Genomic DNA, 19770 nt, shown 5'->3' on the forward strand with positions numbered 1-19770 from the left:
CCCTTGAGCGCGGCGCGCTGCGGGAACAGCTCGTCGAGGTTGCTGGCCATCACCTCGGTGGCCCGGTCGTACGCGAACCACGGCATGCCCAGTCTGTCGAGTCTGGCGCCGTACGTCGGCCCGGCGTACCACCGCACATCATGACCTCGCCCCATCAGTTCGACAGCGATCCCGGTCAAGGGATTGAAGTGGCCATCGGCAGGCATCGACGCGAACAGGACCTTCATTCCTACGCCTCTCACTAGAGTATGACTATAGTGGGTTAGAATCGAGCCGATGTCCACAACTCCTTCGACGAGGACCGACCGAGCTCTCGTCACTCGACGCCGAATGGTTCGAGCCGCGTACGACTTGTTCTCCGCTCACGGGTACCTCGGCACCACCATCTCCGCGATCGCCAAGGAGGCTGGCGTCGCGGTGCCGACCATCTACTACACGTTCGGGACCAAGGCAGCGCTGCTCGAAGAGTCGCTGGGAGCTGCCATCGTGGGCTTCGATCGGTGGCGCGAGCCGCGCCCGGACCCACAGATCGACGACCTCCTGCCCTGGCACGGTTGGTGGGGCGAATTCGAGTCGTCTCCCACCTCGCGCGCCGCCTTCGACGTCTTCTTCACCTACGGCGTCAGGATCCTCGAGCGCGTGGCGCCGCTCGTCGCCACATTGCACGGCGCCGCTGGTGCGCCGGAGGCAGCAGAGGTATTAAGGATCAGCGAGCAACGACGAGTCGCGACATACCGATACTCCGTCCGGGTCATCGCCGGTAGGTCGGGCGGCTTGCGACCCGGACTCACCTCGGCGACGGCAACGGACATCCTCGTCGTGCTCTTCAGCGCCGAGTTCTACGGGTCGATCCGCCTGGGCCGAGGATGGTCGGCCCGACGCACCGCAGCGTTCCTTCGAGAGCTGCTCGCAGCCCAGCTGCTCCCCGACTGAGCTAGCAGCGCGGGCGGAGGACGTGTCCGATCCTGACTCCCGACAGCCGGTGGGTCGCGATCAAGCTCGCGCCAGACGCCAAACACCCGGACGCCCTCGGTCACGTCGGTCGGCACCACGAACGTTTATGCCCGAAAGACGCCAACTCGCCCAGGCGGCTCATCGAGCGAACGACTAAGTGCGTCATTCCGCCGCGTAGTGGCCACGTGCCTACCACCAGGTGTCAGGCGACCTTGTCGGAGTACCGCTGTCGGACGGCCTCTCCGCTGGTCCCGACCAAGGTGCCGATGGCTGACCACGACAGCTTGGCTGCTCGTGCCTGCTGTACCGCCTCGATGAGGTGGCGTTCGGCCTCCGAGCGCTCCATGACCGCGGCCCGCAGAGCACCGACCACCGCAGGATCGAGCTCGTCGCTCGGGTCCGGATCGTAGTTCTCGAACCGCGCAGCCAGCTCGTCGGCGTGCTGCAGGATCTCGTCAACACTTCGTGGCATCACAGATCACCTCAGAAACTTCTCCCTGGCCGGCATCGCGTGCACGATGACGACGGCTGTCTCGCCGTAGATGTATCCAACCTCGAGGATGATCGCCGCTGCGTTCGCACCAACCACCATGGTGAACCCTTCGCCCAGGTCTTAGACCCGAATCGGATTCCGGTACGCCTGAAGAATCTGGTCATCGTCCAGTCCGTGCTTCCGAGCGGACGGGGCGATGATCGCGGGCCACCCACCACACAAGTTAACTTGTCACGCGGCCGGTCGTCAAGGAGTTCGAGGCACGTCGCCCGGCCTCAGAAAGTAGGTCACTCCGCCGCGAGCCGGGCTGCTGGGATGGGTCGGTCTGTTCGCGCATCAGCACGGCTCTGCTCAGTGAAGGCACCGCGTGTAGCCGGAATTGTCTACACGCGTTAGCGTGGTGACATGGCCGAGACGACGACGATCCGCATCAGCAGGGACACTCATGCTCGGGTGACGCGCCTTGCGGCCGAACGCCACGAAACGATCGACGAGACGGTGAGCAACGCCATCCGCGCGCTCCGCCAGGACGCCATGGCGCGCGACCTCGCGGCAGAGCCCACCGGGGATGAGACGGCGTGGCTCGATGCTGACGCCGGGTGACGTCGTCGAACTCGACCTCGGCATGCCTGCCGGTAGCGAGGCCGGACTCCGTCGCCCAGCCATCGTCGTGACAGCCGCCCGGATTCTCAATGGCGGACCCAACGTCGTCCAGGTCGTGCCGTTGACCCGCACGATCCGCACGACCAGCACCGAGGTCCTGATCGACCCCGACGAGGGCAACCGGCTCGTGGCGCCTTTCTCGGCGCAGTGCCAGCGCGTGAGATCCGTCGCCACGACTCGGATTCAGGAGCGCACCGGCAATGTCGGCCCCGTGGTCCTCAACGAGGTCCGCGAGGCACTGGCGCTGCTGGTGGACCTCTAGCGGCGCGTCAAGAGTCGCCACATCGCGGGGCTCGATGTGCGCAAGATCACCTCTCACCTGCGCCAAGGCGATCGTCGTCACGGTTGGCCCGACAGCAACCTATGGATCTCTTCCAGCCCAAGAACCGCGTCGTTGACTTCCGAGCCGTCAGGGGTGTCCAACCGCGTCACACCGCCAGGGGAGCGCGCGGATGCCATGGCACTCTGCCGTTGATCCGCGACGGTGATGATCATCGAACCCCGCCAGAGCCCCGCCGAGACCGCCTCATGTTGGCGCTGGCCGGTCCTGCTCCGACATGCACGATCTCCGAGGTCCGCCGGTTCGCACACCGACCCCGTCGGGGCCAGTATGCCGGTGAAGCCGGCCCGGTCAGCCTTTGTGACGGGGCTTGCGGGCCGCTCGGGCCTCAGAGGACTCCGCCGACTCCTGCGGGCCGTCGTTCTTGGCCAGGTCGATCAGTCGGCCAGAGATGCGGGTCGTGCGCAGCTTGTCCCAGACCTCGGGGGCCAGGTCGGCCGGCAGCTCGACGAGCGAGGAGTCGGGCCCGATCGCGATGGCGCCGAAGTCGCTGCGGCTCAGGCCGCCCTCGTTGGCGATGGCGCCGACGATCTGGCGCGGCTCCACCTTGTGCCGCTTGCCGACGTTGATCCGGTAGGTCGCGAGCGTCACATTGCTGGGCCGGGCACGGCGTTCGTGCTTCGCGCCGCGCTCGGGCCGCTCGCCGCGCTCGGGCCGGTCGCTGCGGTCGCCCCAGCCGGGCTTGGTGCCGGGCTTGGTGCCGGGTTTGACGCCAGCGCCTCGGTCGGGCCGCTCGCCTCGGTCCGGGCGCTCAGCACGCCGCGACTTCTCGTCGGCCGGGTCGAGCAGCAGTGGCTCGCTGCCTTGCGCCACAACGGCCAGTGCGGCGGCCACATCGACCTCGGGCACGTCGTGCTCGCGGACGTAGTGGGCCACGATCTCGCGGAAGCCCTCGATCCGGTTCGTCGCCTGCAGCGCCTCGGTGATCTGGTCGTCGAAGCGGGCCAGACGCGTGGTGTTGACGTCCTCGACGCTGGGCCAGGTCATCTGGGTCAGCGGTTGGCGGGTGGCCCTCTCGATGTCCTTGAGGAGGTACTTCTCTCGCGGGGTGACGAACGAGATCGCGTCGCCGCTGCGCCCGGCCCGGCCGGTGCGGCCGATGCGGTGCACGTAGGACTCGGGGTCGGTCGGGATGTCGTAGTTCACCACGTGGCTGATCCGCTCCACGTCGAGGCCGCGGGCCGCCACGTCGGTGGCCACCAGGATGTCGAGGGCGCCGGACTTGAGCTGGTTCACGGTCCGCTCTCGGACGTTCTGCGCGACGTCACCGTTGATCGCCGTGGCAGAGAACCCACGAGCCCGTAGCTTCTCGGCCAGGGTCTCGGTCTCGTTCTTGGTGCGGACGAAGACGATCATGCCCTCGAAGTTCTCGACCTCGAGGATCCGGGTCAGAGCGTCGACCTTCTGCGGGTAGCTGACCGTGAGGTAGCGCTGGGTGATGTTGGCCGCCGTGGACGTCTTGCCCTTGACGGTGATCTCGACCGGGTCGTTGAGGTACTTCTTCGACAGCCGGCGGATCTGGGCCGGCATGGTGGCCGAGAACAGCGCGACGTTCTTGTCGCTGGGGGTATCGGCCAGGATCGTCTCGACGTCCTCTGCGAAGCCCATGTTGAGCATCTCGTCGGCCTCGTCGAGGACAAGGAAGCGCAGCTGGGTCAGGTCGAGCGTGCCCTTGTCGAGGTGGTCCATGATCCGGCCGGGGGTGCCGACGACCACATGGACGCCGCGGCGCAGAGCGGAGAGCTGGACGCCGTACCCCTGGCCGCCGTAGACGGGCAGCACCTTGACCCCCTTGAGGTGGGCGGCGTACTTCTCGAAGGCCTCGCACACCTGCAGCGCGAGCTCGCGCGTCGGGGCGAGCACGAGCGCCTGCGGTGTCTTCTGCGCCAGGTCCAGCCGGGACAGGATCGGCAGCGCGAACGCCGCCGTCTTGCCGGTGCCGGTCTGCGCGACCCCGACGACGTCACGGCCCTGGAGCAGCGGCGGGATGGTCGCGGCCTGGACCGCCGACGGGGTCTCGTAGCCCACGTCGCGCAGCACAGCCAACAGCTTCTCGGGCAACCCGAGCGCGGCGAAGGTCGGCATCTCCGGTTCGGCCGTGGCCCCGTTCGCTACATCACTCACCCGTCGACGGTAGTGGGTGGCATGACCCAGCGCCCTCCACACGGCGAACGGGACGGCTGCGCCCGACGATTCGACGTGCGCCGAGGCCACCGCGACGCCGCATCAGCCCGGCGTCAGCCCACCTTGTGGAGCCAGCGCACGGGCGCGCCGTCCCCGGCATACCGGAAGGGCTCGAGCTCGGCGTCCCAGTCGCTGCCGAGCGCGCGATCGAGCTCGCCGAGCAGGGCGCCCTGGTCGCCGCCGCTGGCCCGGACGGCATCGCGCAGCCGGTCCTCGTGGATCACCGCGTCGCCGTTGGCCGACGTCCACGTGTGGTGGATGCCGAGGGCGGGCGTGTGCGACCACCGCGAGCCGTCGACGCCGGGTGACGGCTCCTCGGTCACTTCGTAGCGCAGCTTGTCCCACCCGCGCAGCCCGCTGGCGATCCGGGCCCCGAGCCCGGCCTCGCCGGTCCACGACAGCTCGGCGCGCACGAGCCGCGGACCGGCCGGTTGCACCGTCCAGTCGAGGTGGACGCGCTGGTCGAGGATCGACTCCAGCGCCCAGGCGATGTGAGGGCACAACGCCGTTGGGGCCGAGTGGATGTAGACCACGCCCCGGGTGACTCGCGACATCGCGACAGACATCCTGGACCTCCTTGGTGTGCGAGGGACGTCTTCCCCACGAACCTGCGCACTCTTCCGGGCCCTGCATGCCGTGCCGTGCTGTCCTTTCCGATCCAACCTGTTGTGCGCCCAAGTGTGCACCATCCGGCCCACCAGCACCAGACGCCCCATACGTCCGGTATGCCGGATTACTCACTCTGCGATCGCGCCACCCCGACGCCCGGGTCGCCCGGGTCGCCCGGGTCGCCCGGGGTGACTGGGGGGCCGCCCGGCGCGTATGCTCCGACGGCACCATCGAAGTCAGCCTCGCGTGGGAAGCCGGTCAGAATCCGGCGCTGTCGCGCAACCGTGGGTCACGTCCGCCGTGACGAGTCGGGTCATACCGTGAAGCTGTCCGAGACCCACGCTGTCGCGTCATACAGGGTGGTGTCGCCACGACGCCACCTCCCTTGCGGGCGCGAAGGAAGAGACCCCATGGCCCGCTGGCGACCCACCCGCCGCCGTTCGACCGTCACGACCGTCCTGACCGCACTCGTCACCGCGGGTGCCGTTCTCGCCCCCGCTGCGGCTGAGACGGGCGCTGCGGCGGCCGGCGCTCGGGCGATTGGCGCTCCGGCGACGATGTCCGACGCCCAGGCCGCGACCGCCAGCTCGCAGTGGCTCGGCCGGCAGCTCACCGACGGGGCCTTCGCCAACCCGCTCAACCCCACGCTGCCGGACTACGGCCTGGCGACCGATGCGGTCCTCGCCCTCTACGCCTCGGGAGACGGCTCCCTCGCCGCCCCGATCGTCGACCGGCTCGACGGGGGCAAGGAGGCGCGGCGGTTCTTCACCTATTTCGGATTCGGTGAGGGGCAGACCTGGCTGCAGAACCAGGGCCTCGACGACCGCATCGGGGGCGCCACGGCCAAGATCCTGGTGACCGCCGAGGTGTCCGGTCACGACCCCCGGGCCTTCGGCGGCTACGACATGGTCAGGGAGACACTGGGCCTGCTCACCCCGGACGGTCCGGAGAAGGGCCGGGTGAGGGACTACGGCCCCACCACCTCGTCCAACGAGGCCAACACCTTCGGTCAGGCGCTCGCCGTCCTCGGTCTGGCCGGCGTGCGGAGCAACGACCGCTCGGCGATCGACATGCTGCTGTGGCAGCAGTGCTCGGCGGGCTACTTCCGGATCTTCTACTCCGCCGGGCCCGGCGGCCCGCAGACCTGCGACGCCGGCACGGCCTCGGGTGCGTCCGGGCCGGACCGCGACTCGACGGGCCTCGCCCTGTCCGCGTTGATCGCCGCTCGCCGGGCCGGCGCGACCGGTCTCGACGCCCCCATCCGCGCTGCCGCCGGCTGGCTCGTCGGACAGCAGACCGCCGGCGGCGGCTGGGGCGGCGGGGTCAGCACCGAGGCGCCCAACACCAACAGCACCGGTCTTGTGCTCCAGGGCCTCGCCGACGAGGGCGCCGGCGCGACGGTGATCGCCAAGGGAGCGGCCTACCTGCGCGCCGCCCAGGCCACCGAAGCCGATGTCGGGGCTCTGCTCAAAGGTGACGTCGGCGCCATCGGCTACCGGCCCGAGGACCTCGCCGCGGCCCGCACGACCGGCATCACCGCGCGCGACGCGTGGATCCGCTCGAGCACCCAGGCGTCCCTCGGACTGTCGCGTGCCTCGTTCTGGGCCCTCGTGACCCGCGCGGTGCCGCAGCACGGGGAGGGCGGTGGCACACCGACCCCCACCCCCACCCCGACCCCGGGGCCCACCCCGGCGCCCACCCCCCCCCCGGCGCCGCCGGCACTCGTCCGGGCCGCCCCGGCCCTCACGCCCGGGCCGACGGCGTCCGCCGCTCCGGGACCCACCCCCGCCGGGCCGACCCCGTCCGTCGCGTCCCCGCTCCCGGCGCCGCTGCCCGCCGGGACGACCCCGACCGGCCCACCGCCGAAGCCCACTGCTCCGAGCGCGCCGAATGTCGCGACCGGCAGCGCCACGCCGGCCGGTCGGCTGGCCCGTTTCCTCGCCGCCTCGCTCGTCGGGGGGGACCACGTCGAGGTGACCTCGGGCCCGACGCGCTACGTCGACTACGACGCGACCGCCGACACCGTGCTGGCGCTGCGGGCCCTCGGCGAGCAACCGGCGACGGTCGCCAGGGCGACGGCCTTCCTGATGCGCCCGGCGTCGGTGGCCGCCTACGCCCACGGCGCCCCGTACGAGCGCGGACCTGCGGCGTATGCCGCGCCCTTGGCCAAGCTGGCGATCATCGCCGAGCTGCTCCGTCGAGACGGCGCCGCGCCGGGGGACATCACCTCGCAGATCGCGCCGCTCGTCCGGTCGCTCGAGGCCCTCCAGGGAGCGGACGGCACCTTCGAGGACACCGGGACCTACGCCGACCGCACCGACACCGTCGCGCGACACGCGTGGGCCACGATGGCCGTGACCGCCTTCGGAGCAGCCGTGGACGCCGACCGCGCGGCGAGCGCCCTCGTCCAACGGCAGTGTGCCGACGGCGGATTCGCACCTCACATGGTGACCGTCACGTGCGCCACGGGTGACCCAGCCGCGACAGGCTGGGCCGCCCAGGCACTCGACACCGTGCGCGTCGCCACGACTCCGGCCCCGACCACGACTGCGACTGCCCTCGACTCCGCCACGACGGGCGGGGCCGTCCCGGCCGGGTGGGACGAGCAGCGGGTCACCGCCGTCCGACGAGCGGCCGCCCTCCTCCACGGCATACCGAGCACGACGGGGTTGGTGATCGGCCGGACCGGCACCGTCGACCTGGCGGCGACTGCTGTCGTCGCCGCGGGCCGGCAGGCCGTCGGGCTCGACGCGTCCGACACGGCCCGCAGCCTCGGGGGTCTGCAGCGGGCCGACGGCGGGCTCGCCATGCCGACGACACCGGCCACGCCGACCACCACTGCGAGCGACCCCTCGCTCACCCTCGCGGCCGCTGACGGGCTGGCCGGCCGTTCCTGGACCGGGACCGCGGCCTCACCGTTGGCGACCGGGCTGCGCGTCCTCGACGTCAGCGCGCCCGCCACTCCACCGATGGCGCTGTCCTCGGCGAGCGACCCCTGGTGGCGTGGCCCCTGGGCCCTGCTGCTCGTCGTCCTCGCGGCGTTCGTGCTCGGCGCCGCGGCCCACCGGCTCGTCGGCCGACGTCTGGCCGTCCCCACCTCACGACCCGTTATCCAGACCCGAGAAGAGCCCTCATGAAGCGGACCCCTGCTGCCACCATCGCCGTCCTCGCCGCCACCGCGACGATGACCCTGCTGACCCTCGTCGGCCCGGCGCCCGCGGCGACGGCAGTGACCCAGGCATCGGGCTACGCCGGAAAGTGCACCGGTCCAGACGCCTCGACCGGCACGACCGTCGTCGTCGACTTCCAGCAGCTCGACGGCAACGGCGGCACCCCCGCCCCGACCGTCACCCGGTGCTCACCGAACCCGAGCCCCGGCACGGCGCGGACGGGCATCCAGGCGATGCAGGACGCCGGCATCACGCCGGTGGGCACCCAGCGCTACGGGCTGGCCTTCGTCTGCCGGATCAACGGGCGCCCGTCGGCGACCGAGTCGATCCCGGTCACCGGCAACCCGACCTACAAGGAGGGCTGCGTGAACACCCCACCCTCCACTGCCTACTGGGGCTACTGGTATGCCGACGGCACCGGCAGCACCTGGTCCTACAGCAGCTCGGGGGCCTCGACCCACACGGTCGTCCCGGGTGGTTTCGAGGGCTGGTCGTTCGCGCTCAACGCCACCGCCACGACCAACCCCCCGCCCCGGGTGACACCCCGCAACCCGAGCCTCGGCGCTTCCCCGTCCGTGACCCTGGCGAGCAGCAGCCCGACGATCACCCTCGGCCAGAGCGCCACCTTGAGCTGGACATCGGCCAACAGCTCGCGCCGCACCGCCACAGCCACCCCCAAGACGGGTGCGGGGGCCTGGTCCGGCGCCCTCGCGGTGTCGGGCACGAAGAGCATCACCCCGACGAAGAAGGGCTCCTTCACCTACACGGTCACCGGGGTGAAGGGGGGCATCAGCGCGAGCGCATCGACGACCCTCACGGTCACGTGACCGGCCGCTCCCTGGGCCGGATCCGCGCCGGCGCGCCGATCCCGCTCACCGCTTTCCGTCGAGTGCTCGCGCTCATTCCCACCCTCGCGCTCGTGGGGGCACTCGCGGTCCTGGGAGCACTCGTGGTCGCTGCCCCGGCCGGGGCGAGCACCCCGGCCATCGACCAGTCCCACGGTCTGCCCGGCTTCTGCCCGACGAGCACTGGTGTCACGGTGGTGATCGACTTCCAGCAGCTCGGCGGCGAGACCATCGTCCGCTGCAACCCGAGCGCGACACCCGGGACCGGCCTCGACGCCCTCAAGGGGGCCGGCATCCAGGTCGCGGGCGTGCAGCGGTGGGGGGAGGCCTTCCTCTGCCGCATCGAGAACCGGCCCTCCGCGGTGGAGGCGGTGCCCATCGACGGCAATCCCGGATATCACGAGGCGTGCATCAACACCCCTCCGGCACAGGCCTACTGGTCCTACTGGAACGCCGGCAACAACTGCGGCTGGCAGTACAGCCAGTGGGGGGTGAAGAACCGCAACGCCGTGTCCGGCGGGTTCGAGGGCTGGTCCTTCTCGCTCAACGCGGGCTCCGGGAGCAACCCGAAACCGCGGATCGCCGCGGTCCGGCCCGGCACGGCCGGCGGGGGCTGCTCGCCTTCCGCTGCACCGGGGCCCAGCACCAACGACCCTCAGCAGCAGCAGCCGGCCGGCGGCGTCGCCGCTCAGACCCCGGCCCCGGGCGCCGCCCAGGACCCTGCCGCCATGCCGGGCCAGGTGGGACCATCAGCCGGATCGCGTTCTCCAGGAACGGGATCGGGCTCGAGCTCGACCGGGCCGAGCGCCACCGGGTCCGGTGTCGTCGCGGGCCCGGGTGCGGATGCCCTGCCGGCGCCGCTCCCCCGTGCCGCGTCGACGGCGCCGGCAGCGGACGACCCGGGTCGGAACGTCGCGTTCACCGGAGGCGAGTCGGCGGCCGACGTCACCGTGGCCGCCCGCCAGGACGCGGGCGGCAGCAGCGTCGCACCGTGGGCGGCCGGCGCCACGATGCTGGCCCTCGTGGTCCTCGCCCTCTGGACCGCTCGCCGCCGACGGACCCGCGAGGGCTCCTAGGTGTCCCGGCGCGCTCGGTCGAGGACGTCGTTCCTGCCTCGGGACCTCCACCCGGCCGCCTGGTGGGTGTGGGCCCTGGGCATGGCGACCGCTGCCAGCCGCACGACGAACCCCTGGTTGCTGGGCGTCGTCATCGCCGTGGTCTGCTACGTGGTCGTCGCGAGGCGCAGCGACTCGCCGTGGGCGAGATCGTTCCGGCTCTACCTCTACCTCGGCCTGATCATCGTCGGTATGCGCTGCCTCTTCCGGGTCGTCTTCGGTGGCGGGGAGGGCAGCACGATCCTCCTGCACCTCCCCCAGATCCCCCTCCCGGCTTGGGCGGCCGGGATCCGGCTGCTCGGCGACGTGTCCGCGGAGTCCGTCCTCGGCGGCTTCTACGACGGACTGCGCCTCGCCACCATGGTCATCTGCCTCGGGGCCGCGAACGCCCTCGCCAACCCGAAGCGCCTCCTCCGGTCGATGCCGTCGGCCCTCTACGAGGTGGGGACGGCGGTCATCGTCGCCCTGTCGGTGTTCCCCCAACTCGCGGAGAGCGTGCAACGCGTCCACCGGGCCCGGCGCCTCCGGGGCCACGTGGCGACCGGACGACGCGCCCTGCGGTCCGTGATCATCCCCGTGCTCGAGGATGCCCTCGACCGCTCCCTGCAGCTCGCGTCGTCGATGGACTCGCGTGGCTACGGACGGGCCGGCACGGCGTCACCGCGGTCCCGGGCGACCACCGGGACCTTCATGGTGCTGGGTCTCGTCGGCGTCTGCGTCGGCATCTACGGCACCCTCGACGGCACGACGCCACGCATCCTCGCCGGCCCGATGCTCCTGGTCGGCGTCCTCCTCGCCCTCTGCGGCTTCGTCCTCGCCGGCCGACGGGTCGAGCGCTCGCGCTACCGGCCTGATCGATGGCACCTGCCTGAGATCCTCACTGCGACAACGGGGGTCGCCGTCGCCGCCATGGTCGGTGGGGTCACCGGGGACACCACCGCCCTCGACCCCTCGCTCACCGACCTCTCACTTCCGCTACTCGCCTGGGGTCCCCTGCTCGCCGTGCTCGTCGGCATCCTGCCCGCGTGGCTGACCCCGCCCCCGGCCTCACCGTTCGTCGGTCTCGAGGACGAGCCGGAGCCATCCGGCGGCGCACCGGAGTCGAGCGGCATACCGGAGTCGAGCGGCACCGCATCCGGCGACCCGATCGGGGCGCGCCGATGATCCGCCTCGAGGACGTGTCCATCTGGTACCACGAGCAGGCCCTGCCCACCCTGGAGCACGTCGACCTCACCATCGGCGAGGGCGAGCTGGTGCTGCTCGTCGGTCGCACCGGAGCCGGCAAGTCGACCCTTCTCGGCACCCTCAACGGGCTCGTCCCCCACTTCACCGGTGGCCACCTCCAGGGCCGGGTCACCGTCGCCGGGGTGAGTACGGCCTCGCGCCCCCCTCGCGAGTTCGCCCATCTCGTGGGCATGGTCGGCCAGGACCCGCTCGCCGGGTTCGTCACCGACACCGTCGAGGAGGAGCTCGCCTACGGCATGGAGCAGCTCGGGGTGCGCCCCGACGTCATGCGCCGACGGGTCGAGGAGACCCTCGACCTCCTCGGGATGTCCGAGCTCCGACGCCGGGCCCTGCGGACCCTCTCCGGAGGCCAGCAGCAGCGGGTCGCCATCGGGTCGGTCCTCACGATGCACCCGCCGGTCCTCGTCCTCGACGAGCCCACCTCCGCCCTCGACCCCACGGCCGCCGAGGAGGTGCTCGCCACCCTCGCCCGCCTCGTCCAGGACCTCGGGACGACGGTCGTGGTCGCCGAGCACCGGATGGAACGGGTGATCCCGTTCGCCGACCTCGTGATCTCGGTGGACGACGGCGGTCGGGTCCGCGCGGGCGACCCGGCGACGATGCTGCGGGACACCCCCATCGCCCCGCCCATCGTCGAGCTCGGCCGCGCCGTGGGGTGGGACCCGCTGCCGCTGTCGGTCCGCGACGCCCGCCGGGTGGCCGGACCGCTGCGGGAGCGCCTCGCGACCCGCGTTCCCGGGCCTGTGACCGGCGACCCCATGTCCCCTCCCACCACCCCGGCCAGTCCCGTGGCCGCGCTCACCGCGGAAGGTGTCGTCGTGAGATACGGCCCCAAGGTCGCGGTGCGGGGCGTCGATCTCGTCCTGCGGCCGGGACACGTCCTGGCGATGATGGGCCGCAACGGCTCGGGCAAGTCCTCGCTACTGTGGGCCCTGCAGGGGTCCGGTCCTCGGCAGGGAGGCCGGGTGACGGTGCAGGGTCAGGACCCGAAAGCACTGTCGAGCAAGGCTGCTCGTGCTCTGGTCGGCCTCGTCCCCCAGACGGCGAGCGACCTGCTCTATCTCGAGACCGTGGCTGCCGAGTGCGAATCAGGCGACGCCGAGTCCGGGGCGGCCCCAGGGAGCTGCCGCGACCTGCTCGACTCCCTGGCCCCGGACATCGACAGCGGGCAGCACCCGCGCGACCTGTCCGAGGGCCAGCGGCTGGCGCTGGTCCTGGCTGTCCAGCTGACCGCGGCCCCCGCCGTCCTGCTCCTCGACGAGCCGACCCGCGGCCTCGACTACACGGCCAAGCGCGTGTTCGGCCGGGTGCTGCGGCGGCTCGCGGACGAGGGACGAGCCGTCGTCGTGGCCACCCACGACGTCGAGTTCGTCGCCGGAGTGGCCGACGAGGCCCTGGTCATGGCCGAGGGCGAGATCGTCTCGCAGGGCTCGACCCGCGACGTCCTCGGTGGGTCACCCGCCTTCGCCCCGCAGGTCGCGAAGATCCTCGGCGAGCAGTGGCTCACCGTCACGCAGGTGACCGCCGTCCTCGAGGCCGACCGCCAGGAGGTGGTCTCGTGAGCGCCCCGACCTCCGCGGGCGACACCCCCACCCGTCGCAGCCCGTCCTGGGGTCGCGGCGACCAGGCCGTCCGGGTCGGGCGCCGCTCGGCCCTCGTCCTCGGGCTGGCCTCTGTCGCCGGCCTGTTGCTGTTCTGCTGGCCGCTCTTCGTGCGGGTCGCCCCGTCCTCGTTGCAGCACGGCGTCGACGCGCCCTTCGTCTTCCTCGCGATCCTCCCCGTCCTCATCGTCGTCGTCCTCGCCGAGCTCTCCGAGGGGGGCATGGACTCCAAGGCCCTGGCGATGCTCGGGGTGCTGTCGGCGATCAACGCGGCACTGCGGCCGCTCGGCGCCGGCACGGCCGGCATCGAGACGGTCTTCTTCGTCCTCGTCCTCGCCGGTAGGGTCTTCGGTGCCGGCTTTGGCTTCGTCCTCGGGTGCACGTCGCTGTTCGCCTCCGCGCTGCTCACGGCCGGCGTGGGCCCGTGGCTCCCGTTCCAGATGATGGCGTCGGCGTGGATCGGGATGGGCGCCGGGCTGCTGCCCCGCCGGGTCACGGGCAAGGCGGAGATCGCGATGCTCGTCGGCTACGGCATCGTCGTCGCCTACCTCTTCGGCTTCCTGATGAACCTCTGGTTCTGGCCCTTCGTCACCGGTATGGACGTCCCCTACCACCAGGGCTCGCTCTCCTACGTCGCCGGCGCTCCCCTGCTCGAGAACCTCCAGCGCTTCGCGGTGTTCACCCTGCTCACCTCGACCGCCGGATGGGACACCGGCCGGGCGATCACCAACACCGTGGCCATCCTCCTGGTCGGACCGGCCATCCTCGCCACCCTGCGACGGGCCTCACGACGGGCCTCCTACGGCGTCGTCGGGACCCACGGCCCGGCACTTGACCGCGCCTCCGACGCCACCTGACGTCGATCGCGTCCGTCGTCACGACCGCGAAGGCCGCCCGGCTCGCCCCACCCCCCGCTTCCTGCTTCGGATGTACCCGTTCGCGCCGGATTTTGGCCTGAAACGGTGCATCAGAAGCAGGAAGCGGAGGGGGCGCGGCCGGGACGACGTGGTCTTGACGCCCGCCCCGAGTGAATCGGCGACTCCCCGGCGGGAGGCGTGCTACGTTCCTCGACATACGTCCCCCGAAGGGAAGCCGGTGCGAGACCGGCGCTGACCCGCAACCGTTGTCCCGCTCCGGTGGGCGAGCCGGACCGCCTTCTCGGGACTCAGCTCCACAACATTGACCGTCGAGGACTGCGGTCGGGGCCCGGAGTCACCCCGACATGCGTCCGTGGTGGTCAGGGAGCCGCCTGTCGCCTCCTGCGAAAGGCCCTCCCGTGATCACCTCCCGTCGTCTCCGTCCGCTCGCCCGCCGCCCCTGGCTCGCCTCCCTCGTCGCCGCGTCCGCACTCACCCTCGTCGCCGGACCGGCCACCGCTCTGGCCCCGAGTGCCGCGACCCGAGCAAGCACGGCGACCAGCGCGGCACTCCCCAACAGCGACGACGCTGCTCCCCGCGGCAACCTCGCCATCGCCCGCTACGGAGCCGGCTACCTCGCGCGGCAGATCGAGGCCAACGGCGGTTACCTCGCGCCGTTCGGCTCCCCCGACGTGGGCAACACGGCATACGCCGTCGTCGCCCTCACGGCGGCGGGAGTCGGCCGCCGGGCCTCGGCGCTGGCGATCACCTACCTGAAGACCCGGGTGGCCGACGGTCTCGTCGACAGCAACGGCGCCGACGACGCGGGCGCCCTGGCCAACGTCATCCTCGCCGCGACCGCCGCAGGCGAGAACCCGAGAGCCTTCGGGGGGACCGCGTCCGTCAACAACCTCGTGGCGCGGCTGCTCGCCACGAAGCGCACGACCGGCGCCGACCGGGGTCTCTTCGGCGCCGCCGACCCGACCTACGACGGCGCCTTCCGCCAGGGCCTGGCCCTCGCGGCCCTGCACGGTGCGGGGGTCGACGCGTCGCGGGTCCCCGCGGCCGTCGCGTGGCTGGAGAAGCAGCAGTGCACCAACGGGGCCTGGACGTCCTACCGCACCGACACCACGGTGCCGTGCCCGACCGCAGATCCCACCACCTTCGCCGGACCCGACACCAACAGCACCGGCCTCGCGGTGCAGGGGCTCGCGGCATACGGAAGTCAGCCCCGTCGCGCCGCGACGCTCATGACTCTCGACGCGATCCAGTCCGCCGACGGCGGCTTCCCGTTCCTGGCCGCGCCGGGCCAGACGTCCGACCCGAACTCGACGGCCGTCGTCATCCAGGCCCTGGTCGCCACGGGGGCAGCGCCGGCATCGGGTCGTTGGGTCACGGGCGGCGTGACCCCGTATGCCGCGCTGGCCACCTACCAGCTCGGCTGCGGCGACGCGGCCGCAGACCGCGGCGCCTACTACTACCCCGGGTCGCGCACCGCCAACATCCTCGCGACGATCCAGGCCGTACCGGCCCAGGTCGGTGCTGCCCTCCCGGTCGCGCACCGGGTGCTGTCGACCGCGACACCCGCGACGACCTGCCCGGCGGCTTCCTGACGTCGCAGGGATCAGGCCTGCCGGGTCACCGGGGTCGCGTCCATCCCGACGACGTGCACGACTGCCACGTCCTCGTAGGCAGCGATCGGGCCCAGCAGGCCTCTCCGCAGGGCGAATGCGAGGTAGACGACCGCTGATCCGGTGACGAGCGCCATGACGAGGAAGATGAGGTGGTAGTCGAGCACCGTCACGAGCAGGGCCCCGAGAGCGAGGCTGATCGCCTGGGGTGCGCCCATGACGACCTCGACGCTCGTCGACACCCGGCCCATCAGGGCGAGCGGGGTGCGTCGCTGGATGAGGGTCATGAAAGCGACCACGAGCAGCGGGATGCTGTATCCGGTCAGGGGGATGTCGACGAGCAGGACGACGAGGCTGTGCGTCGAGGCGATAACGGCCACGGCGACGGTGAGGACGACGAGACCCACCGCGATCGCGCCTGCTTCCCCGATCCGGCGGATCCACCAGGTCGCGGTCAGGCCGCCGAGGACCGCCCCCACCCCCTGGACCGTCACGATGACGCTGACGAACTCGACCGGTTGGCCGAACACGTCGACGACCGCGTAGACCGACGCCTCGGTGAAACCGAGGACGAGGAGCATCAGGCCGAAGGCCACCAGGGTGTGTCGCAGGATCCGGTCCCGCCAGAGGTGCCGCATTCCGCCGGTCATTTCCGCCCTCCAGCGCTGGGGCACCCGGACCCGACGTGCCTCGTGGACGGGAATGGTCGCGATGATCACGGCCGCGGCGAGGAAGGAGACCGCATCGACCACCGCGACGGCCCAGCCGCCGACAGTCGCGAAGAGGGCCGCGCCGACGATCGGGCCGATCAGCCGGAACCCCTCCTTGACCGTCTGCAGGGACGAGTTCGCCACGGCGAGCTCGTCCTCGGGGATCAGCTCCTTCAGGAGCCCGTTGAGGGCGGCGGGCAGGACGATGAACGAGACGCCGTAGAGGAACGCGACGACCCAGATGACCCAGACGTCGCCGGCGCCCCGCACGAAGGTGAGCGGCAGCACGGCGAGGGCGGAGGCGGCACTCCCCCAGACGAGCAGGGGCCGGGGCCTCACCCGGTCGACGGCCACGCCGATCAACGGCGCGAAGAAGGCAGGGAGCGTCATCCAGAGGAAGGTCAGACCGGCGGCCGCGTTGGATCCTGTGAGGCTCTTGACCCACATGCTGAGGACGAGCAGCATCACCGAGTCGCCGAACATCGACGTCGTCATTCCGGCGAAGAGGCGGGTGAAACCGGGGCGCGAGAACGTCGTTCGCATACTCATGTCACGCCTCGCTCTGTGAGACGGTGGCGCCGGTGGGTGTGGGTTCGGCCAGTCCGTAGGTCGGCACGCCCCAGGCCATGAAGGCACAGAGACGCGAACCGGTAGGCCGACGCTCGGGGTCCTCGTGCCGGTCGAGGTGGGTGTTGAGCAGGGCCTCGACAGCGTCGTTGATCTCCTCGAGCTCCTCGGCGGTCAGCCAGAGCATGGTCTGCAAGGACGACGAGGACGACCGCCAGTCGGCGGTGTCGTCGGCGACCCGGATCTGGCTGTCCCGAAGTCGCGCGACCTCCCGGGCGACCAGGACGTCCGACAGGGCCTGCCCTGCCAGCCGCTCCTCGAGGGGCAGGACCCGCTCACCGTCGTCCTCACCCCACCTCATCCCGAGGTGGGTGATCTGCCAAGGACGCTGGCGCCCGGTGCCGCCCGCCGCCTCCTCGACGAACCGGTGCTCAGCGAGCTTGCGCAGGTGCCAAGAACAGTTCGCCGGGGACTCGTCGAGCCGCTCTCCCAGCCCGCTGGCCGTCATCGCCCCGTGGATCGTCAGCTGCTCGAGGATCGACAGGCGCAGTGGGTGTGACACCGCTCGGAGGGTGCGGGCGTCGTGGAGCGAGCGCTGCTTCCGTGACGAGGTGACGACCATGTGTCGAAAGTACCCTTTCGAAAGAACTCTTGCAGTAGGAGGTCGATACAGTCCCCTCATGAGCTCAGCACCCCCGGCGCGACGACCCCGCCGCGTCGTGCACCTGGTCTTCGCCGTGGTGCTGTGGGCCGGCTGGCTCCTCTACGTCGGGCACGGTCTGGTCACCCACTCACGGCTGGAGGGCACGACGGTCGGAGTCGGACTCGTGCTCGCCGCGGCCTGGACCTGGATCTGGTGGAACGGCGGAGTCCCGGGCCGCCGCCGCTGAGCAGGTCGGCGCCACGTCGGGACCGCATTCTGAGACAACGGGATCCGAGCCCACCTCCCCCGTGTGAAGCAGGGGCGGGGCGGGCATGAGGACACGAGTAAGGCCCGTGTACACCCCGGGCACCTCGATGCTCTGAAGGAGCTCCATCATGCGCGCACTCGCCTATCACGGTCCGAAGAACGTCTCCGTCGACGAGGTCCCGGACGCGAGGATCGAACGTCCGACCGACGTCCTCGTGCGGATCACGACGACGAACATCTGCGGCAGCGACCTGCACATGTATGAGGGTCGAACCGGTGTCGAGGAGGGCAAGGTCCTTGGTCACGAGAACATGGGTGAGGTCATCGAGATCGGCAACGGCGTCGACCGCGTCAAGGTCGGCGACCGGGTCTGCCTACCCTTCAACATCGGCTGCGGCTTCTGCAAGAACTGCGAGTCCGGCCGCACCGGCTTCTGCCTGACCGCCAACCCGGGCAACGCCGGCGCGGCATACGGGTATGCCGACATGGGCCCCTACGACGGTGGCCAGGCCGAGCTGCTCCGCGTCCCCTATGCCGACTGGAACGCCCTCGTGCTCCCCGAGGACGCGCAGGAGAAGGAGAAGGACTACGTCATGCTCTCCGACATCCTGCCGACCGGTTACCACGGCACCGAGCTGGCCCAGGTGGGCATCGGCGACTCGGTGGTCATCTACGGTGCCGGGCCGGTCGGTCTCATGGCGGCGATGTCGGCGCGGCTGCGCGGTGCCGACCAGGTGTTCGTCATCGACCGTCAGCCCGACCGGCTCAAGCTCGTCGAGGCGATGGACGCCACGCCGATCGACGACTCGAAGGGTGACGCCGTCGACCAGGTCCTCGAGCTGACCCGCGGAGAGGGCGCCGACAAGGGCGTCGAGGCCGTGGGCTACCAGGCGCACGACCATGCCGGGCACGAGAAGCCCGGCATGACCATCAACGACCTCGTCAAGGCCGTCCGGCCGACCGGGCGGATCGGCGTCGTCGGGGTGTTCGTCCCGGAGGACCCCAACGCTGCGGACGAGCTCGCCACCAAGGGGCAGTTCGCCTTCGACTTCGGCACCTTCTTCTTCAAGGGCCAGACGATGGGCACCGGCCAGGCCAACGTCAAGCAGTACAACCGCCAGCTCCGCAACCTCATCCACCGCGACAAGCTCAACCCCGGGATCATCGTCTCCCACGAGCTGACGCTCGACCAGGCCGCCGAGGGCTACCAGCGGTTCGACGACCGCGAGTCCGGCTGGACCAAGGTCCTGCTGCACCCGTGAGTCCTGCGTCGGGCGGATGTGGCACGGTGGACCGATGACTCCGGCAGATCTACGGGAACACGTCCTCTCCGCCAAGGCGGCCACCGGCCTGTCCTGGGCCGCCATCGCCGAGGCGCTCGATCGCCCACCGGCCTGGACGGTGGCGGCCCTCTTCGGCATGCACCCGATGCCCGCGGAGGTGGCGGCGAAGGCCGGCACGCTCCTCGACCTCGCGCCGGAGGCGGTCTCCCGCCTCCAGCGCGAGCCCTACCGCGTCGCCGAGCCCGACCTGCTGACCGACCCGACGATCTACCGGTTCCACGAGGCGCTCACCGTCTACGGCCCGGCGATCAAGGAGCTGATCCACGAGGAGTTCGGGGACGGGATCATGAGCGCGATCAACTTCAAGCTGGATGTCTCGCGCCGCGCCGATCCGGACGGTGACCGCGTCGTCGTCACCTTCGACGGGAAGTTCCTCGACTACCGCTGGTGAGCTCGGGCCAGGGCGGTCTGGTCTACGGCGCCCCAGCCCTCTAGCCCGGGTGACGCACCACCGCCCCCGCCCAGACCCACGCCTCGTGCAGGTGGGGCGGCACGCCCCACCGCACCTGGACTGCTCGCACGGTCCACGCGAG

Annotated in this window: 19 protein-coding genes and 2 riboswitches; of the genes, 13 read left to right on the top strand and 6 right to left on the bottom strand. The window is 71.2% G+C overall.

The features are described 5' to 3' along the window. A partial coding sequence (locus Q0R63_RS03950; RefSeq protein ID WP_295694318.1) for a hypothetical protein occupies positions 1–227 on the bottom strand: 227 nt, incomplete at its 3' end. A 103-nt stretch (positions 228–330) separates the two neighbouring features. Here Q0R63_RS03950 and Q0R63_RS03955 point away from each other — a divergent pair. Next, positions 331–933: a TetR/AcrR family transcriptional regulator gene (locus Q0R63_RS03955; protein ID WP_295694320.1), complete on the top strand. Its 603-nt coding sequence runs from the start codon at positions 331–333 to the stop codon at positions 931–933. 223 nt (positions 934–1156) lie between these two features. Here the strand turns inward: Q0R63_RS03955 and Q0R63_RS03960 are convergent, their stop codons facing one another. Continuing rightward, positions 1157–1426 (bottom strand): hypothetical protein, encoded by a 270-nt coding sequence (locus Q0R63_RS03960; RefSeq protein ID WP_295694323.1) that lies wholly within the window; start codon positions 1424–1426, stop codon positions 1157–1159. A 426-nt stretch (positions 1427–1852) separates the two neighbouring features. On the opposite strand from Q0R63_RS03960, the gene Q0R63_RS03965 reads away from it, so the two are divergent. Further along, complete coding sequence (locus Q0R63_RS03965; protein ID WP_295694326.1) at positions 1853–2050, top strand: hypothetical protein; 198 nt, start codon at positions 1853–1855, stop codon at positions 2048–2050. Continuing rightward, positions 2034–2372 carry a type II toxin-antitoxin system PemK/MazF family toxin gene (locus tag Q0R63_RS03970; protein WP_295694328.1) on the top strand — a complete coding sequence of 113 codons (339 nt, stop codon included), beginning with the start codon at positions 2034–2036 and terminating at the stop codon, positions 2370–2372. Before Q0R63_RS03965 ends, Q0R63_RS03970 begins: the two co-directional genes overlap by 17 nt. A gap of 369 nt (positions 2373–2741) precedes the next feature. Here the strand turns inward: Q0R63_RS03970 and Q0R63_RS03975 are convergent, their stop codons facing one another. Both Q0R63_RS03975 and Q0R63_RS03980 read right to left on the bottom strand, forming a co-directional pair. Next, complete coding sequence (locus Q0R63_RS03975; RefSeq protein WP_295694363.1) at positions 2742–4535, bottom strand: DEAD/DEAH box helicase; 1794 nt, start codon at positions 4533–4535, stop codon at positions 2742–2744. Positions 4536–4687: 152 nt separating this feature from the next. Then, complete coding sequence (locus Q0R63_RS03980) at positions 4688–5200, bottom strand: DUF3145 domain-containing protein (RefSeq protein WP_295694330.1); 513 nt, start codon at positions 5198–5200, stop codon at positions 4688–4690. 291 nt (positions 5201–5491) lie between these two features. After that, positions 5492–5563, top strand: a riboswitch (cobalamin riboswitch). Positions 5564–5653: 90 nt separating this feature from the next. On the opposite strand from Q0R63_RS03980, the gene Q0R63_RS03985 reads away from it, so the two are divergent. From Q0R63_RS03985 to Q0R63_RS04015, 7 genes are all read left to right on the top strand, one after another. Continuing rightward, complete coding sequence (locus tag Q0R63_RS03985; protein WP_295694332.1) at positions 5654–8380, top strand: hypothetical protein; 2727 nt, start codon at positions 5654–5656, stop codon at positions 8378–8380. Further along, on the top strand, positions 8377–9240 hold the full coding sequence (locus Q0R63_RS03990) for a hypothetical protein (RefSeq protein WP_295694334.1): 864 nt from the start codon (positions 8377–8379) through the stop codon (positions 9238–9240). Before Q0R63_RS03985 ends, Q0R63_RS03990 begins: the two co-directional genes overlap by 4 nt. Continuing rightward, entirely contained in the window at positions 9237–10334 is a 1098-nt protein-coding gene (locus tag Q0R63_RS03995) for a hypothetical protein (RefSeq protein ID WP_295694337.1), read from the top strand. The genes Q0R63_RS03990 and Q0R63_RS03995 overlap by 4 nt, the downstream gene beginning before the upstream one ends. Beyond that, positions 10335–11537, top strand: a complete 1203-nt coding sequence (locus Q0R63_RS04000; protein WP_295694340.1) for an energy-coupling factor transporter transmembrane component T — start codon at positions 10335–10337, stop codon at positions 11535–11537. It abuts the gene before it with no gap. Further along, a complete protein-coding gene (locus tag Q0R63_RS04005; RefSeq protein ID WP_295694366.1) occupies positions 11534–13180 on the top strand; it encodes an ABC transporter ATP-binding protein in 1647 nt (548 codons plus the stop codon). The genes Q0R63_RS04000 and Q0R63_RS04005 overlap by 4 nt, the downstream gene beginning before the upstream one ends. Continuing rightward, entirely contained in the window at positions 13177–14076 is a 900-nt protein-coding gene (locus Q0R63_RS04010; protein WP_295694343.1) for an ECF transporter S component, read from the top strand. The genes Q0R63_RS04005 and Q0R63_RS04010 overlap by 4 nt, the downstream gene beginning before the upstream one ends. 229 nt (positions 14077–14305) lie before the next feature. Continuing rightward, positions 14306–14371, top strand: a riboswitch (cobalamin riboswitch). Positions 14372–14495: 124 nt separating this feature from the next. After that, positions 14496–15689: a hypothetical protein gene (locus Q0R63_RS04015; protein WP_295694345.1), complete on the top strand. Its 1194-nt coding sequence runs from the start codon at positions 14496–14498 to the stop codon at positions 15687–15689. 11 nt (positions 15690–15700) lie between these two features. Here the strand turns inward: Q0R63_RS04015 and Q0R63_RS04020 are convergent, their stop codons facing one another. Next, positions 15701–16966: an MFS transporter gene (locus Q0R63_RS04020; protein WP_295694349.1), complete on the bottom strand. Its 1266-nt coding sequence runs from the start codon at positions 16964–16966 to the stop codon at positions 15701–15703. Position 16967: 1 nt separating this feature from the next. Then, a complete protein-coding gene (locus Q0R63_RS04025; protein ID WP_295694351.1) occupies positions 16968–17606 on the bottom strand; it encodes a helix-turn-helix domain-containing protein in 639 nt (212 codons plus the stop codon). A 58-nt stretch (positions 17607–17664) separates the two neighbouring features. Here Q0R63_RS04025 and Q0R63_RS04030 point away from each other — a divergent pair, with 58 nt between their 5' ends. From Q0R63_RS04030 to cynS, 3 genes are all read left to right on the top strand, one after another. Further along, positions 17665–17874, top strand: a complete 210-nt coding sequence (locus Q0R63_RS04030; protein ID WP_295694355.1) for a hypothetical protein — start codon at positions 17665–17667, stop codon at positions 17872–17874. Between the two features lie 148 nt (positions 17875–18022). After that, complete coding sequence (locus Q0R63_RS04035; protein ID WP_295694358.1) at positions 18023–19156, top strand: glutathione-independent formaldehyde dehydrogenase; 1134 nt, start codon at positions 18023–18025, stop codon at positions 19154–19156. A gap of 34 nt (positions 19157–19190) precedes the next feature. Further along, complete coding sequence (cynS, locus tag Q0R63_RS04040) at positions 19191–19628, top strand: cyanase (protein ID WP_295694360.1); 438 nt, start codon at positions 19191–19193, stop codon at positions 19626–19628. Positions 19629–19770 lie beyond the last annotated feature (142 nt).

It is taken from the genome of Lapillicoccus sp., assembly GCF_025353065.1.
GTDB lineage: Bacteria > Actinomycetota > Actinomycetes > Actinomycetales > Dermatophilaceae > Lapillicoccus.